The sequence below is a fragment of the Pseudomonas asplenii genome (assembly GCF_900105475.1).
Classification (GTDB): Bacteria; Pseudomonadota; Gammaproteobacteria; order Pseudomonadales; family Pseudomonadaceae; genus Aquipseudomonas; species Aquipseudomonas asplenii.
Map to the genome: position 1 here is coordinate 3,780,689 of NZ_LT629777.1, position 14,496 is coordinate 3,795,184.

The window sequence follows — 14,496 nt, forward strand, 5'->3', positions numbered from 1 at the left end:
TAGAAGGGGTGGTTTTACATTGCAACTACATTTTCTGTCGGAGGGCCGCGCCATGGTCAAACGTTCCAGCCTGGAAACCGCCGAATGCCCGGTGGCCCGCTCGGTGGGTGCCATCGGTGATGGTTGGTCGTTGCTGATCATTCGTGACGCGTTCGATGGTATTCGCCGCTTTGGCGAGTTCCAGCGCAACCTGGGCCTGGCCAGGAACATCCTTGCGACGCGCCTGAAGAATCTGGTCGAGCACGGCGTCCTCGTCGTTGCGCCGGCATCGGATGGCAGTGCGTACCAGGAATATGTGCTGACGGAGAAGGGCCGGGGCCTGTTCAACCTGATCATTGCCCTGCGCCAGTGGGGCGAGGCGCATTTCTATGGGCCGCAGGAGCCGCACTCGGTGCTGGTCGACCGCGAGCAGGGGTTGACGCTCCGGCCGTTGGAGTTGCGCGCCGAGGATGGCCGTTTGCTGGGGCCGGATGACTGCCGGCGGATTCCGGCCGGCTGACCGTTCACTCGCTGGCGAAACGTTCCTGGCTGTTGCTCAGGTGCGTCCACATCGCTGCGCGTGCCGCATCGGCATCCTGGCGGCGAATCGCTGCGAGAATCGCTTCATGCTCCTGATTGGCCAACTGCCCCAACGGTGCCAGATCGGTGTCGCCACGTTCGGCGGCTTGTACCTGGGTACGCGGGATCATCGAATTGCCCAGGTGCAACAGGATCTCGACGAAATACGGGTTGCCGGTGGCCTCGGCGATCAACAGGTGAAAGCGCTGGTCGGCAGCGACGCAACTGTCGTTGTTGGCCAATAGGCTCTGGTATTCGTCCAGGGTCTCGCGCATCTGTCGCAGGTGTTCATCGGTGCGCCGCCGGGCCGCCAGGGCGACGGCCTGGGTTTCCAGGCCCAGGCGCAGTTCGAGAATGCCCCGCACGCTCAACGCCGTGTCGGCGCTCAGGCGCAGCCCCTGACCTTCCTGGCGCTCCAGCACGAAGCTGCCGACGCCGTGATGGGTTTCGACCCAGCCGGCGGCCTGCAACTTGGAAATCGCTTCGCGAACCACCGTACGACTGACTTTGTGCTCGCGGATGATGGCGCTTTCCGACGGCAGTTTTTCGCCCGGTTTCAATTCGCCCAGACGAATCCGCTGGGTCAGGTGATTGACCAGGTCGGTGGCCAGGTTGGGCGTGCGCTTGCGGCGTAACGGCGTGGAGAGGTCGCGGTCAATGCTCATGATCGTATCGTGCGGAAATGAGTGGGGAGCTTAACACTCGTCTGATAAGGGGTGTAAGCGGGCGTCAATCATGTATGACGAGTTTGTTTTTTCAGTCGATATCTCAATGAGATCGAGCTGATTTTGGGCGCGTGAAGAGAAAAATCACGCAGTGGATATATTTTTATAAATCATATAATTCAATTAAAAAACAAATACTTATAATTATATTTCGAAAGGTTTTTTGATTTTTTCAAGCATTGCCCCACGCCATAGCGCTTGTTAGTAGATTTTTCTACTCGTATGATGACTGTCGACTGGCTAGATTTGACCAGCACCCCGCACACAAAAATAATCCGTGGGAGACCGTCGTGAACCACACCCCCGATCCGTCCGCATCAGCGGAACACGCTTCATTGCTGGCCGTTGCCGTGGCGAAGGTCAAGCGCCATGTCCTGCCGCTGTTCGTCATCATGTTCATCGTCAATTACATCGACCGGGTCAACATCGGCTTCGTCCGCACGCACCTGGAGCACGACTTGGGCATCGGCGCCGCCGCCTATGGGTTTGGTGCCGGGTTGTTCTTCATCGGTTATGCCCTGTTCGAGGTGCCTTCCAACATCCTCTTGCAGAAGGTCGGGGCGCGGCTCTGGCTGACCCGTATCATGTTCACCTGGGGGCTGGTCGCCACGGCCATGGCCTTCGTCCAGAACGAAACCCATTTCTACATCCTGCGTTTTCTGCTCGGGATCGCCGAGGCCGGGTTTTTCCCGGGGGTGATCTATTACTTCACGCGCTGGTTGCCGGGGGTGGAGCGGGGCAAGGCCATCGCGATCTTCCTCAGTGGTTCGGCACTGGCCTCGCTGATTTCCGGGCCGCTGTCCGGCGCCCTGTTGCAGATCGAGGGACTGGACTGGCACGGCTGGCAGTGGATGTTCATCATCGAGGGATTGGCGTCGGTGGTGCTCTGCGGCTTCACCTGGTTCTGGCTCGATTCCACGCCGCGCGACGCTCAATGGCTGAACCGTGCCGAACAGGATGTGCTGGTGCAGGCGATCGACGACGAGCAGCGTGCCCGCGAGGCCTCGATGCCGGTCAAGCCGTCGATCTGGAGCCTGCTCAAGGACCGGCAGATCCTGCTGTTCTGCCTGCTGTATTTCTGCATCCAACTGACGATCTATGCCGCGACCTTCTGGCTGCCGAGCATCATCAAGAAGATGGGGGATCTGAGCGACGTGCAGGTGGGTTTCTTCAATTCCATTCCCTGGCTGATCTCGATCATCGCCATGTACGCCTTCGCGGCAGCCTCGGGCAAATGGAAATACCAACAGGCGTGGGTCGCCACGGCGCTGCTGGTGGCAGCGGTCGGGATGTTCATGTCCACCACCGGCGGGCCGGTGTTTGCCTTCGTCGCGGTGTGTTTCGCGGCCATCGGGTTCAAGTCCGCCTCATCGCTGTTCTGGCCGATTCCCCAGGCTTATCTGGATGCGCGCATTGCGGCGGCGGTGATCGCCCTGATCAACTCCATCGGCAACCTCGGTGGCTTCGTCGCCCCGGCCACCTTCGGTCTGCTGGAACAAAAGACCGGCTCGATCCAGGGCGGCCTCTATGGCCTGGCGGCGACCTCGGTCATCGCGGCCATTCTGGTGTTCTATGCCCGCACCCAGCCCGCCCCCGGGCAACGCCTGCCGGAGAGCGTCGACCCGGCACTGAACTCATCCCGTTGAACGACATTTTTTCCAAGCGACCGTTTTGCCAGACAGGTACTCAACATGAATGCACAGACGCTCGGCACTGCCGGCCAAACCCCGGTCATCAGCGGCTTTCAGGTCATCCCGGTGGCCGGCCATGACAGCATGCTGCTCAATCTGAGTGGCGCCCACGGTCCGTTCTTCACCCGCAACATCGTCATCATCACCGACAGCAGTGGCCGCACCGGCGTCGGTGAAGTGCCGGGCGGCGAGCGGATTCGCGCGACGCTGGAGGACGCCCGTGGCCTGCTGCTGGGCCAGTCCATCGGTAACTACCAGAAACTGCTCAACCAGGTCCGCCAGACCTTTGCCGATCGCGATGCCGGCGGCCGTGGGCAACAGACCTTCGACCTGCGTATCACCATCCATGCGGTGACCGCGCTGGAGGCGGCATTGCTCGATCTGCTCGGCCAGTTCCTCGGGGTGCCGGTGGCTGCATTGCTCGGTGAAGGCCAGCAGCGCGATGCGGTCAAGGTGCTCGGCTACCTGTTCTACATCGGCGACCGGCAGCGGACCAACCTGGCCTACCGCAATGAGGCCGAAGCCGAGGATGCCTGGTTCCGCCTGCGTCACGAAGAGGCGATGACGCCGCAGGCGATTGTCCGTCTGGCCGAGGCTGCCCAGGCGCGTTATGGCTTCAATGACTTCAAGCTCAAGGGCGGCGTGCTCGACGGTGCGCGCGAGATAGAAGCGGTGACCGCTCTGGCAGAGCGGTTTCCCCAGGCGCGCATTACCCTTGATCCGAATGGCGCCTGGTCGCTCAAGCAAGCGATTGCCCTGTGCCGTGACCAGCATCAGGTATTGGCCTATGCCGAGGACCCTTGCGGTGCCGAAAACGGTTATTCGGGGCGTGAGGTCATGGCCGAATTCCGCCGTGCCACGGGACTGCCGACGGCGACCAACATGATCGCCACCGACTGGCGGGAAATGGGCCATGCGATCCAGTTGCAGGCGGTCGATATTCCCCTGGCCGACCCGCATTTCTGGACCATGCAGGGCTCGGTCCGGGTGGCGCAGATGTGCCATGAATGGGGCCTGACCTGGGGATCGCATTCGAACAACCACTTCGACATCTCTCTGGCGATGTTCACCCATGTTGCGGCGGCGGCACCGGGCGAGATCACCGCCATCGACACCCACTGGATCTGGCAGGACGGCCAGGGTCTGACCCGCGAGCCGTTGCAGATCGTCGACGGTTTCATCCAGGTGCCGCAGAAGCCGGGACTGGGGATCGAGCTGGACATGGACGCAGTGGCCCGCGCCCATGAGTGCTACCGCAACATGGGCCTCGGCGCCCGGGACGACAGCGTGGCGATGCAATTCCTGATTCCGGGCTGGTCGTTCGATAACAAGCGGCCCTGCCTGGTGCGCTGATTGCCAGAGGCCTGTACGGATTTCTCCGCAGGCCTCTAGGCGGGACTGTACAGCGTCACGGCGACGATCTGCTCGCCGTCGACGCGCACCAGCAGTACACCCCGTGGCAGCGGATGACCTTTCTGGTAACTCTCCACCAGCACCTGATTCGCCGCCGTGGTGGTGGCCTGCAGGTGATGGGGCGGGCGCAGCAGCACACTCACCTGGGGCGAGACCGGAAAGTGGTCTCGGTTGGCCCGAACCGCCTCGCAGAAATCCAGTACCACGGCACGCGGCGCCGGTGCTGGTGGCGAAGTCATCCCGGCATCGGCGAACAACTGGTTGAGCCGGTCGGCGGTGGTCACGGCGCGCGGAAAGCCGGTGAAGGCCGAGGCCTGCAACAGCAGCTCGGTGTACTCGCCGGGCGCCAGGCCCGAGGCCAGGCCGGTCTTGAAATGCACACTCAGGGGCGGGCCGACCATGCCGGCGGCAACGATGGCGGCGAAGGTCGCGGCTTCCCGCAATCGGGGATCGAGGCCGGGGCGCTGGTGCAGATGGCCGTAGACCACGCCGACGGCCAGTTCACCCAGAGCGGGTGTGGTGTGAAACAGCGCATCGAGGCGGGCGCCGCCGTCGGGGACTAATTCGATGAATTGCTTGCGGCCTTCGCGGTAGAGCTCGGCCATCGGGTCGTTGTTGTTCATGCTGTCTCCATGGGCGATCGAGGAAAACTTCGCTCGTCGACGACAGCAGGACATCGACAGCTGGCAGCCTAGTCAATCCGCTGGAAAATGCTACCGCGCAGGTGTTTTTCCCCGCAGGAATCGAGGCTAGAGTGGTGGCTTTGCCAGAACGGATCGGAGCGGGACCATGGCGACGTTTTATGATGCGCGCGGGAATATCTATGCGGTGGCGAGCCCGGACGAACTGCGTGGCCTCGGGCTTGAGGTGCCGGCGGATGCCGCACAGGCGGCGTTGCGCCGTCGCGACTGGTCCCTCGCGGCGGTCGAGGCACTTTGCGGTTGGGCCGGGGAGGAGCCGGGGCGAGGCGGCAAGCACCACCGCTCCGATGGGTTGCTGGTCGGGCCGTTCCAGTCGTCGGCGCCGTTCGACCTGTTGATCGTCAATACCGATGGCACCCTGGCCGAGCGCAGTGGCAACGGCCTGACGATCTTTTCCCAGGCATTGAGTGAGCAGGGGCTGCTATCGGCGCAGGGCAGCAGCCTGTTGCGGGTCCATCACGATCAGCCGGGTGGCGTTTCTCCCGTCGCCACGGTGGTGGAGCCAGCGCAGGTCGAGGGGCAGCCGGGATTCTGGCTGGCACTGGGCACGCCGCAGTTCGGTCCCGCAGCGGTTGCCGCCTTCGGCACCGGGGACAGCGAATTGAATGGACGCCCACTGAGTCGTGTGGCCCCTCTGGTGCGCTTGAATGACGCCTGGCAACACAGCCAATTCGTAAGGGTCGGCAATCCTCATTGCGTGACCCTGGTCGAGACTGTTTCGGCATTGCCGAGCAACGCGCAGATGCTGGAGACGCTATTGGAATCGGGGTTGACCGCGATTGCCTTTGCAGCGCCAGTGGGCGAAGGCGAGCCCTGTCCGGCCGGGATCAATCTGCAGTGGGCGACGCTTCAGGCGCCGGGGCATCTGCAGGCGCGGGTGTTCGAGCGGGGCGAAGGGCCGACGGCTTCGTCGGGTACCAGTGCCAGCGCGGTGGCCTGCGCCGCGTGGCGGGTCGGTTGGGTCGACGCCGGCGAGGTTCGGGTCGAAATGCCGGGAGGTACCGCGCCGATTCGCCTGGTGGAGCAGGCGGGTGAACTGCAGAGTGTCCACCTGTTTGGTGCTGCCCGGCGCCAGGTCTGATCGTCACGACAAAACACCGCTGACGCGTTGTTCGGATTCGCCTCTCTCGTTGTCGGGGCGTTGCGCCCTTGTCCGCCCAAGGTGCTTTTTGGCTTGATGAATCGACGGGGCCGCCAGCCGATGACGGCCGGTCCCGGACCGGGCCACAAGAACGGGCCCGGATTCTCAACCCGATCAAATGGAATTTGTGATGAAAGCGCTCAAAGGTGTGTGCGGTATGGTGTTGTGTGCGGGACTGGTGTTTGCGGCAGTAGTCAACGGGGCGCAAACGGGTGATGAGCCTATCGCCGCGTCCTCCACGGCCCCCGACGGGGTCGAGCCGTCTCCGGCGGAAGTGTTGGGCGGAACCCGTACCGATTATTTTTCCTGTTCGGTCGGACGCTTCAGGGGTGAGTTGGAGTCGCGCGTGGCCTTCGCCGCCGCCGGTGGTTCGGCCTATTTCGATGTCAGCGCGGTGAGGTATCGGATCGTGCGCAGCGGTGGCCAGGGCGGTGGTGACAAGGCCAACATCAATTTCCATCTGGACACGGTGAACCGTCAGGGCGTGGTCAGGGGCAACGATGTCTACAGTTCGCCGGACTCACTCAAGCAGGATGGCAATTGGCACCTGCTGGACATCAACCGGATCGTGCGGACCGACTATCAGGGCGCGGTGACCTTCGAGTTCATCTTCGACCGCTCCAAGGCCGCCGACAGTCGTTGCGCTGCCCACAAGACCTATCAATGGGCGGGTGCTCCGGTCGCACGTCCGGCCTCGGCCGAGTAAACCGCTACAGGGTTTCGAGGTCGGGCGCCTGGCGAATCAGGAAATGGTCCAGATTCTCGATTTCACAACTGAAGACGCTGAAGGTCTGCTCCGGGTTCTTCTTGCTCGGCACCTCTTTCAGTTCCGGTGTGACCCCGTAGAAAAAACAGTACAGGTGGTCATCGGCCTGGTCGATCACGCTCTTGATTTCCTCAAGGAACGCCGTGCGCTGGCGATAGTTTTCGATCAGGCTCTTGCTCAGGTAGACATTCACTGAATAGCGCTTGCGGTCGGCCCAGACCGGCTTGTCGAAGACCACGCTGAAGCTGCTCTTGTAGTCCTTGATTTCCTTGATCCTGCCCCAGTAGATCAGCCCCTGGCGGTCCTGGCAGTACTCGACTTTCTTGAAGAAGGCGTTGTAGTTCAGGCTCACGTCGCTGATGGTCAGCGGCATGCGCTTGAGCAGGTCCTTGTTGGCAAAGTTGGAGACAAAGCACTCCACCGGATGGGCGAACACGCTGGTGCGGGTCGGCGCGGTTCTGGGGCTGTGGTGGGGGCCGGTGTCGGTGGCAGGGCGTGCCACTTGCGCTGCCGCCGGCAGATCGGCCGCTTCCGGTACGGCCTGCCTGCGGTTGTACACGCGACGGTTCAGCAGCAGTTCCACCGGGAAATTCTGCTCGCCTTCGGCCTCGCCCGGCGACTGGTCCGGGTCGAGTGTCTCGGGTGCGGTTTCCGGGCTGAGGTAGGGGCAGTCCGCCAGGTGCCGGGTGTTGGGGGTGTTCTTGAAGTGTGGCGTGCGCTTGAAACGCACCCGCCGGGCATTGTAGGTGGTCAGGTGATTGCCCGCGTCGAACGCGTTGCGACAGGCATCGTTGGGACACTGAAAGGTTTGCGTGGCCGAGTCGAAGGCCACGGTTTCATCGAAGTTCAGGTCGCGAACGTCATAGATCGTCAGTTTCTCGTCCAGGCTGACGCAATAGGCTTTGTCGAATTTCATGCTCGGTCCATCGGCGGCTGATATCGGGCATTCTCGGCTGAGGGCTAGACGTTCAACAGGCGCTCACGCAGCTTGGCGATTTCGTCGCGCATCTGTGCGGCTGCCTCGAACTCCAGATCGCGGGCCAGTTGGTACATCTTTTCTTCCAGTTGGCGAATGCGTTTGGTGATCTCGCTCGGCGAGCGCAGTTCGTTTTCGTAGCGGGCGTTTTCCTCGGCGGCCTTGGCCATGCCCTTGCGCTTCTTGCTGCGCGAACCGGGCACGGTGGCGCCTTCCATGATATCGGCGACATCCTTGAACACGCCCTTGGGGGTGATGCCGTTGGCTTCGTTAAAGGCGATCTGCTTGTTACGACGCCGTTCGGTTTCGCCAATCGCCCGTTGCATCGAACCGGTCATGTTGTCGGCGTAGAGAATCGCGCGACCGTTGAGGTTACGCGCGGCGCGGCCGATGGTCTGGATCAGCGAACGTTCGGAGCGCAGGAAACCTTCCTTGTCCGCGTCGAGAATCGCCACCAGCGATACTTCGGGCATGTCCAGGCCTTCGCGCAGCAGGTTGATGCCCACCAGCACATCGAAAGTACCCAGGCGCAGGTCGCGGATGATTTCCACCCGTTCCACGGTGTCGATGTCCGAGTGCAGGTAGCGCACCCGGACGCCGTGGTCGGCGAGGTAGTCGGTCAGGTCTTCGGCCATGCGCTTGGTCAGGGTGGTGACCAGCACGCGTTCCTCGATCGCCACCCGCTTGTTGATTTCCGAGAGTAGGTCGTCGACCTGGGTCAGCGCCGGCCGGACCTCGATCTGCGGGTCCACCAGACCGGTGGGGCGGACCACCTGTTCGACCACCCGACCGGCGTGTTCGGCCTCGTAGTTGCCGGGCGTTGCCGAGACGAAAATGGTTTGCGGGCTCACTGCTTCCCATTCATCGAAACGCATGGGCCGGTTGTCCAGCGCCGAGGGCAGGCGGAAGCCGTATTCCACTAGGGTTTCCTTGCGCGAGCGGTCGCCCTTGTACATCGCGCCGACCTGCGGAACGCTGACGTGGGACTCGTCGATCACCAGCAAGGCGTCGGCCGGCAGATAGTCGTAGAGGGTCGGCGGCGGGGCGCCGGAGTCCCGTCCGGAGAGGTAGCGCGAGTAGTTTTCGATACCGTTGCAGTAACCCAGTTCGAGGATCATCTCCAGATCGAAGCGGGTGCGTTGCTCCAGCCGCTGGGCCTCCACCAGCTTGTTATTGCTGCGCAGGTACTCGAGGCGTTCCTGCAGTTCCTCCTTGATCCCATCGACCGCTTCGAGCAGGGTTTCCCGGGGTGTCACATAGTGGCTCTTGGGGTAGAAGGTGAAACGCGGCAGCTTGCGGATCACTTCGCCGGTCAGCGGGTCGAAGGCCGACAGGCTTTCGACTTCGTCATCGAACAGTTCGATGCGGATCGCCTCGAGGTCGGATTCGGCCGGGTAGATGTCGATCACATCGCCGCGCACCCGGAAGGTGGCGCGGGCGAAGTCCATGTCGTTGCGGGTGTACTGCAGGTCAGCCAGGCGGCGCAGCAGGGCGCGCTGGTCGAGTTTGTCGCCGCGGTCCACGTGCAGGACCATCTTCAGGTAGGTCTCCGGGCTGCCCAGGCCATAGATGCAGGACACCGTGGTGACGATGATGGCGTCCTTGCGTTCGAGCAGGGCCTTGGTCGCCGACAGGCGCATCTGCTCGATATGGTCGTTGATCGATGCGTCCTTCTCGATGAACGTATCGGAGGAGGGCACGTAGGCTTCCGGCTGATAGTAGTCGTAGTAGGAAACGAAGTACTCGACAGCGTTGTTCGGGAAGAACGACTTGAATTCGCCGTACAGCTGCGCGGCGAGGGTCTTGTTCGGTGCCAGCACCAGGGTGGGGCGCTGGACCTGGGCGATCACGTTGGCGATGCTGAAGGTCTTGCCCGAGCCGGTCACCCCGAGCAGCGTCTGGTGGGCCAGTCCTGCCTCGATGCCTTCGACCATCTGGCGGATTGCCTCGGGCTGGTCGCCGGCGGGCTGGAAGCGGGTGACGAGCTGGAATTGGGACATAACGTACCTCTTGACGTGCCTCGCGGGCACTGCTGCCCGGCGGGCCGCGCAGCAACGAGAAAGATCGCCCACGACGGCATGTCGGGGAAGAAAGCATCATAAGCCTGGATGTGGTGTTTCGTCTGATCGCTTTCAAGGCAGACGCCTGTCGGACGCGAAGGTTGCATTTCGACGATCGGCGTAAAATAAATCAAAAAAACTTGTCGGAATCCGACGATAGCCGGTCGCCCTCGTCGGTGATGGCCTCTATACTAGCTCCCCGTTTGTGCACCGCTCTAGTGCAATCGGCTGGAGCGCTGTCACCCCCCGACCATCCTCCATTCAGAGCCGACGCAATAATGAGCCTGTTCTCCGCTGTCGAAATGGCACCACGCGATCCTATCCTGGGTCTCAACGAAGCATTCAATGCCGATACCCGTACCGACAAGGTAAACTTGGGCGTGGGTGTCTACTGTGACGAAAGTGGCAAGATTCCACTGTTGCGTGCCGTTGTCGAAGCCGAAACCCAGCGCGCGGCTCAGCATGCTTCCCGTGGTTATCTGCCGATCGACGGTATCGCGGCCTACGACAAGGCCGTGCAAACCCTGCTGTTCGGTCAGGATTCGCCGTTGATCGCGGCGGGTCGTGTGCTCACTACCCAGGCGGTCGGTGGGACGGGTGCACTGAAGATCGGTGCCGACTTCCTCAAGCAACTGCTGCCCAACGCCACCGTGGCGATCAGCGACCCGAGCTGGGAAAACCACCGCGCGCTGTTCGAAACCGCAGGTTTCCCGGTGCGTAACTATCGCTACTACGATGCCGCCAGCAACGGCGTGAACCGTGCCGGCCTGCTGGAAGACCTCAACGCACTGCCCGCCAAGTCCATCGTCGTGCTGCACGCCTGCTGCCATAACCCGACCGGTGTCGACCTGACTCCGGCCGACTGGCAGGACGTGCTGGACGTGGTCAAGTCCAAGGACCTGGTGCCGTTCCTCGACATGGCCTACCAGGGCTTTGGCGCTGGTATTCACGAGGACGCCGCCGCTGTGCGCCTGTTCGCCGAGTCGGGCCTGACCTTCTTCGTTTCCAGCTCGTTCTCCAAGTCGTTCTCGCTGTACGGCGAGCGTGTGGGGGCGCTGTCGATCGTCAGTGAGTCGAAGGAAGAAACTGCCCGCGTCCTGTCCCAGGTCAAGCGCGTGATCCGGACCAACTATTCCAACCCGCCGACCCACGGTGCGACTATCGTGGCGACCGTGCTGAACAGCCCTGAGTTGCGCGCCCAGTGGGAAGCGGAGCTGGGTGAGATGCGTGATCGCATCCGTGACATGCGCATGCAGATGGTCGAGCTGCTGGCCCAGCATGGCGCCAAGCGGGACTTCAGCTTTGTCGGTCGTCAGCGTGGGATGTTCTCCTACTCGGGTCTGACGGTGGAGCAGGTAGCGCGGTTGAAGAACGAGTTTGGTATCTATGCCCTGGATACTGGGCGGATCTGTGTGGCCTCGTTGAACCAGCGCAACATCGAGACTGTGGTCAAGGCCATTGTTCAGGTGATCTGATCTGGCGGCAGATTCTCTGCTGATCTGGATGTGAAGAAGCCCGCAGCGATGCGGGCTTTTTTATTTGTCTGTCCCGTCCTGAACACATTGCTGCGTCGAGTTAATTATCGATGAACAATCTTTCATGGCTAATTAACTCTTCGAACATGGTTCAGTCCAATAGAAAACTATATATAGAAACCGGCAGTAAAGAATAACAATAGAGGCCTCTGGTCGGTGGCCTGAAATGTTCCGGTTTCTATCGCAAACGCCTACAGGGAAAGCCTCGGAGCGCGACAGGCAAGGCCCGGCCAGATCCCCGCTTCTGCACGTGTGAAAGTTGTCCTTGGCCTTCGGGTCACTCTGCCATTTTCAATGCATCAGGTTTCCACTCTCCGCGCGGATGACGGCGTGTGCGTTGTCGTTCGTACCAAGAAAAGAGTGAAACTTCATTAACCAGGGGATAATAACGATGTCGGTAAAGATCAACTTGCTTACACTGGCGGTATCGCTGGGGCTGGCCCAGGTCGCGATGGCGGACTCCATCACCGACCAGGGCGACGCCAAGGGTTTCGTCGAGGGCAGCAGCCTCAACCTGCACCTGAAGAACCAGTACTTCGACCGTGATCGCAAGGATGGCAAGTCCGACCTCAAGGACTGGACCCAGGGCATATTCGGTAACTACAGCTCCGGCTTTACCCAGGGCACCGTCGGTTTCGGCGTGGATGCCTTCGGCTACTGGGGCATCAAGCTCGATGGCGGCCCTGGCACCGCAGGCACCGGCAACCTGCCGACAGGCCGCGACGGCTCGCCCGAGGATGACTATGCCAAGGCCGGTGCCGCGCTCAAGCTGCGGGTTTCCAAGACCGAGCTGCGCTACGGCGACATGCAGCCAACCGCGCCGGTATTCGCCGCTGGCGGCACCCGGCTGATCCCGGAAACCGCCACCGGTTTCGACCTGCTCAGCAGCGAGATCAAGGGACTGGACCTGGAGGCCGGCCACTTCACCAGCGGCACAGGGGTAGTCAGCACCAGTCACGATCATGACCTGTACGCCACTTACGCCAACGTGCCGACCAACGCGGTCAGCTACGTGGGTGGCAAGTACAGCGTCACCGACAACCTGAACTTCACCCTCTACGGTTCGGAGTTCCAGGACATCTGGCGCCAGTACTACACCAACGGCAACTACACCTTGCCGCTCTCGCCGGGGCAGTCGCTGAACTTCGACTTCAACCTCTATCGTACCCTTGACGAGGGCCAGGCCAAGGCCGGAGCGATCAACAACACCACGTTCTCCTTTGCCACCGCCTACACCTTCCTGACGGCCCACACGGTGACCCTGGCCTTCCAGAAGGTGCACGGCGATACGCCGTTCGACTATGTCGGCTTCGGTACCAACGGCCCCGGTGACGGCGGCGATTCGATCCTGCTGGCGAACTCGGTGCAGTACTCGGACTTCAACGGTCCGGGCGAGAAATCCTGGCAGGCGCGCTATGACTTGAACATGAAGAGCTACGGGGTGCCGGGCCTGAGTTTCATGACCCGCTACATCCACGGTGATGACATTGATGGCACCAAAATGGCTGCTGACAGCCCGTATCGGGCCTATGGCTACGGGGCCGATGGCGAGCACCATGAAACCGATGTCGAGGCCAAGTACGTGGTGCAGGGAGGGCCGGCCAAGGATCTGTCCCTGCGCCTGCGCCAGTCGTTCCACCGGGGCAATGCCGACCAGGCCGAAGGCAACAACAATGAGCTGCGGCTGATCGCCGATTATCCGATCTCGATCTTCTGATCCGTGGGCGGGAGAAGGGGGCCTTCTCCCGCAGGCTGCGGCGCGTCCGTTCGCGCCGCTTCCACGCGGTTCCTGCCCGCGCGCTTGGCCTGGTACAACGCCGCATCCGCCTGGCCATAGGCGCAGTCGAAACTGGTGCCCAGAGGGCTGGCACTGACGCCGAAGCTTGCGGTGATCTGCCGGTTCACGGGGGGACCGAAGACATGCGCGGCAATCGCTGCACGCAGATTTTCGGCCAAGGCCAGACCGGCCTCGAGCGTACCGGCGGGCATCAGCACGGTAAATTCCTCGCCACCCACGCGGCCGATGAACCCGGCGTTACCGACGATCTGTCGCAGGCAGTCGACGATTCCCTGGATCACTGCATCACCGGCGGGATGGCCAAACTCGTCGTTGATGTGCTTGAAGTGGTCGATGTCCAGCACCACCATCACCGCTCCGGTTTTGTGCAGGGCCTCTACGGTCAGGTCGATGACTGCGCCGCGATTCAGCACGCCGGTGAGGGCGTCGTGGGTGGCGCGGTATTCGAGCTGGCTCGCCAGGGTCTGCAACTGGGCGTTGAGCGTATTCATCTCTCGTTCGGCGCGGTCGCTGCGCCTGATCAGTCGTCGTGTCTCGCGCATCAGGCGTTCAAAGTGAACGGTCAGGTCGGCGAGTGCCTGCTGGTAAACCGGCGCGCCGGCTTCAGTCAGGGCGAGGATCGAACGGGCGTGTTCGAGGGCGTCAGTTTCGCTGCGGAACAGGTCGGGTACGGCCTCATCCTGTGCCTGTATACCGACGCGAGTGACTGAAGCGGTCATGCTCATCATCCTTCTTTAACGAGTCACTGGAGGGTAGTGGCGTGGTCGTTGAAGACGATCGCGGTGAAATCGGCCTTCAGTTCTTCACCGAATTCGAAGATGGTCTCGTCTTCTTCATCGTGGTACCAGTTCACCTGCATCTCGTTGCCCGATTGGGCTGCCTTGTCGAGTGCGTCGAAGATGCTGAACAGCATCTTGGTGCTGGAACTGTTGAAGTACGCCAGCGCGATGTGGATGGTAATGGTGGTGTCCTCGCTGGACTCGAGGTAAGCGCGCAGTTGCTGGAGGACGGGAGCATAGAAGGCAGCGGCATTTTCCGGATAGGACTCGCCCTTGATCGTCAGCAGGTTCTGATCGAAACGAAAGTCGACTTCCGGTGAGGTGGCGGTTGCTTCAATGTAGAAATTATCCAT

At 61.8% G+C, this 14,496-nt stretch carries 13 protein-coding genes; 7 read left to right on the plus strand and 6 right to left on the minus strand.

Features of this window, described 5'->3' with window-relative positions; genetic code table 11:
* Positions 1-52 precede the first annotated feature (52 nt).
* On the plus strand, positions 53-499 hold the full coding sequence (locus tag BLU37_RS17380; protein WP_090206961.1) for a winged helix-turn-helix transcriptional regulator: 447 nt from the start codon (positions 53-55) through the stop codon (positions 497-499).
* A 4-nt stretch (positions 500-503) separates the two neighbouring features.
* On the opposite strand, the gene BLU37_RS17385 is transcribed toward BLU37_RS17380, so the two are convergent.
* Positions 504-1,223, minus strand: a complete 720-nt coding sequence (locus tag BLU37_RS17385; protein ID WP_019361711.1) for a FadR/GntR family transcriptional regulator — start codon at positions 1,221-1,223, stop codon at positions 504-506.
* 350 nt (positions 1,224-1,573) lie between these two features.
* Between BLU37_RS17385 and BLU37_RS17390 the strand changes: the two genes are divergently transcribed.
* Positions 1,574-2,929, plus strand: coding sequence for an MFS transporter (locus BLU37_RS17390; RefSeq protein WP_090206964.1), 1,356 nt, complete (start codon positions 1,574-1,576; stop codon positions 2,927-2,929).
* A gap of 45 nt (positions 2,930-2,974) precedes the next feature.
* Positions 2,975-4,327, plus strand: coding sequence for a glucarate dehydratase (gudD, locus tag BLU37_RS17395; RefSeq protein ID WP_090206966.1), 1,353 nt, complete (start codon positions 2,975-2,977; stop codon positions 4,325-4,327).
* A gap of 35 nt (positions 4,328-4,362) precedes the next feature.
* On the opposite strand, the gene BLU37_RS17400 is transcribed toward gudD, so the two are convergent.
* On the minus strand, positions 4,363-5,010 hold the full coding sequence (locus BLU37_RS17400; RefSeq protein ID WP_090206969.1) for a carboxymuconolactone decarboxylase family protein: 648 nt from the start codon (positions 5,008-5,010) through the stop codon (positions 4,363-4,365).
* Between the two features lie 166 nt (positions 5,011-5,176).
* On the opposite strand from BLU37_RS17400, the gene BLU37_RS17405 reads away from it, so the two are divergent.
* Both BLU37_RS17405 and BLU37_RS17410 read left to right on the plus strand, forming a co-directional pair.
* Positions 5,177-6,169, plus strand: a complete 993-nt coding sequence (locus BLU37_RS17405; protein WP_090206972.1) for a diaminopimelate epimerase — start codon at positions 5,177-5,179, stop codon at positions 6,167-6,169.
* A 190-nt stretch (positions 6,170-6,359) separates the two neighbouring features.
* Entirely contained in the window at positions 6,360-6,935 is a 576-nt protein-coding gene (locus BLU37_RS17410; RefSeq protein WP_090206979.1) for a hypothetical protein, read from the plus strand.
* A 4-nt stretch (positions 6,936-6,939) separates the two neighbouring features.
* Here the strand turns inward: BLU37_RS17410 and BLU37_RS17415 are convergent, their stop codons facing one another.
* Positions 6,940-7,911 (minus strand): hypothetical protein, encoded by a 972-nt coding sequence (locus BLU37_RS17415; RefSeq protein WP_090206980.1) that lies wholly within the window; start codon positions 7,909-7,911, stop codon positions 6,940-6,942.
* Between the two features lie 44 nt (positions 7,912-7,955).
* The gene (gene uvrB / locus BLU37_RS17420; RefSeq protein WP_090206983.1) at positions 7,956-9,971 is read right to left on the minus strand and encodes an excinuclease ABC subunit UvrB; all 2,016 of its coding nucleotides are present in this window, start codon (positions 9,969-9,971) and stop codon (positions 7,956-7,958) included.
* Positions 9,972-10,309: 338 nt separating this feature from the next.
* Between uvrB and BLU37_RS17425 the strand changes: the two genes are divergently transcribed.
* Together BLU37_RS17425 and BLU37_RS17430 are read left to right on the plus strand one after the other, a co-directional pair.
* Positions 10,310-11,506, plus strand: coding sequence for an amino acid aminotransferase (locus tag BLU37_RS17425; RefSeq protein ID WP_090206986.1), 1,197 nt, complete (start codon positions 10,310-10,312; stop codon positions 11,504-11,506).
* 451 nt (positions 11,507-11,957) lie between these two features.
* Positions 11,958-13,283: an OprD family porin gene (locus tag BLU37_RS17430; RefSeq protein ID WP_090206989.1), complete on the plus strand. Its 1,326-nt coding sequence runs from the start codon at positions 11,958-11,960 to the stop codon at positions 13,281-13,283.
* On the opposite strand, the gene BLU37_RS17435 is transcribed toward BLU37_RS17430, so the two are convergent.
* Both BLU37_RS17435 and BLU37_RS17440 read right to left on the minus strand, forming a co-directional pair.
* On the minus strand, positions 13,262-14,083 hold the full coding sequence (locus tag BLU37_RS17435; protein WP_029534248.1) for a GGDEF domain-containing protein: 822 nt from the start codon (positions 14,081-14,083) through the stop codon (positions 13,262-13,264). The two genes, BLU37_RS17430 and BLU37_RS17435, sit on opposite strands and share 22 nt — an antisense overlap.
* 23 nt (positions 14,084-14,106) lie before the next feature.
* The gene (locus BLU37_RS17440) at positions 14,107-14,496 is read right to left on the minus strand and encodes a DUF1987 domain-containing protein (protein WP_090206992.1); all 390 of its coding nucleotides are present in this window, start codon (positions 14,494-14,496) and stop codon (positions 14,107-14,109) included.

Coding starts and splice junctions, on each gene's coding strand:
- BLU37_RS17380 (WP_090206961.1), top strand. CDS start 53: ATGGTCAAACGTTCCAGCCTGGAAACCGCCGAATGCCCGGTGGCCCGC.
- gudD (WP_090206966.1), top strand. CDS start 2,975: ATGAATGCACAGACGCTCGGCACTGCCGGCCAAACCCCGGTCATCAGC.
- BLU37_RS17415 (WP_090206980.1), bottom strand. CDS start 7,911: ATGAAATTCGACAAAGCCTATTGCGTCAGCCTGGACGAGAAACTGACG.
- BLU37_RS17405 (WP_090206972.1), top strand. CDS start 5,177: ATGGCGACGTTTTATGATGCGCGCGGGAATATCTATGCGGTGGCGAGC.
- BLU37_RS17400 (WP_090206969.1), bottom strand. CDS start 5,010: ATGAACAACAACGACCCGATGGCCGAGCTCTACCGCGAAGGCCGCAAG.
- uvrB (WP_090206983.1), bottom strand. CDS start 9,971: ATGTCCCAATTCCAGCTCGTCACCCGCTTCCAGCCCGCCGGCGACCAG.
- BLU37_RS17430 (WP_090206989.1), top strand. CDS start 11,958: ATGTCGGTAAAGATCAACTTGCTTACACTGGCGGTATCGCTGGGGCTG.
- BLU37_RS17425 (WP_090206986.1), top strand. CDS start 10,310: ATGAGCCTGTTCTCCGCTGTCGAAATGGCACCACGCGATCCTATCCTG.
- BLU37_RS17385 (WP_019361711.1), bottom strand. CDS start 1,223: ATGAGCATTGACCGCGACCTCTCCACGCCGTTACGCCGCAAGCGCACG.
- BLU37_RS17435 (WP_029534248.1), bottom strand. CDS start 14,083: ATGACCGCTTCAGTCACTCGCGTCGGTATACAGGCACAGGATGAGGCC.
- BLU37_RS17410 (WP_090206979.1), top strand. CDS start 6,360: ATGAAAGCGCTCAAAGGTGTGTGCGGTATGGTGTTGTGTGCGGGACTG.
- BLU37_RS17440 (WP_090206992.1), bottom strand. CDS start 14,496: ATGGATAATTTCTACATTGAAGCAACCGCCACCTCACCGGAAGTCGAC.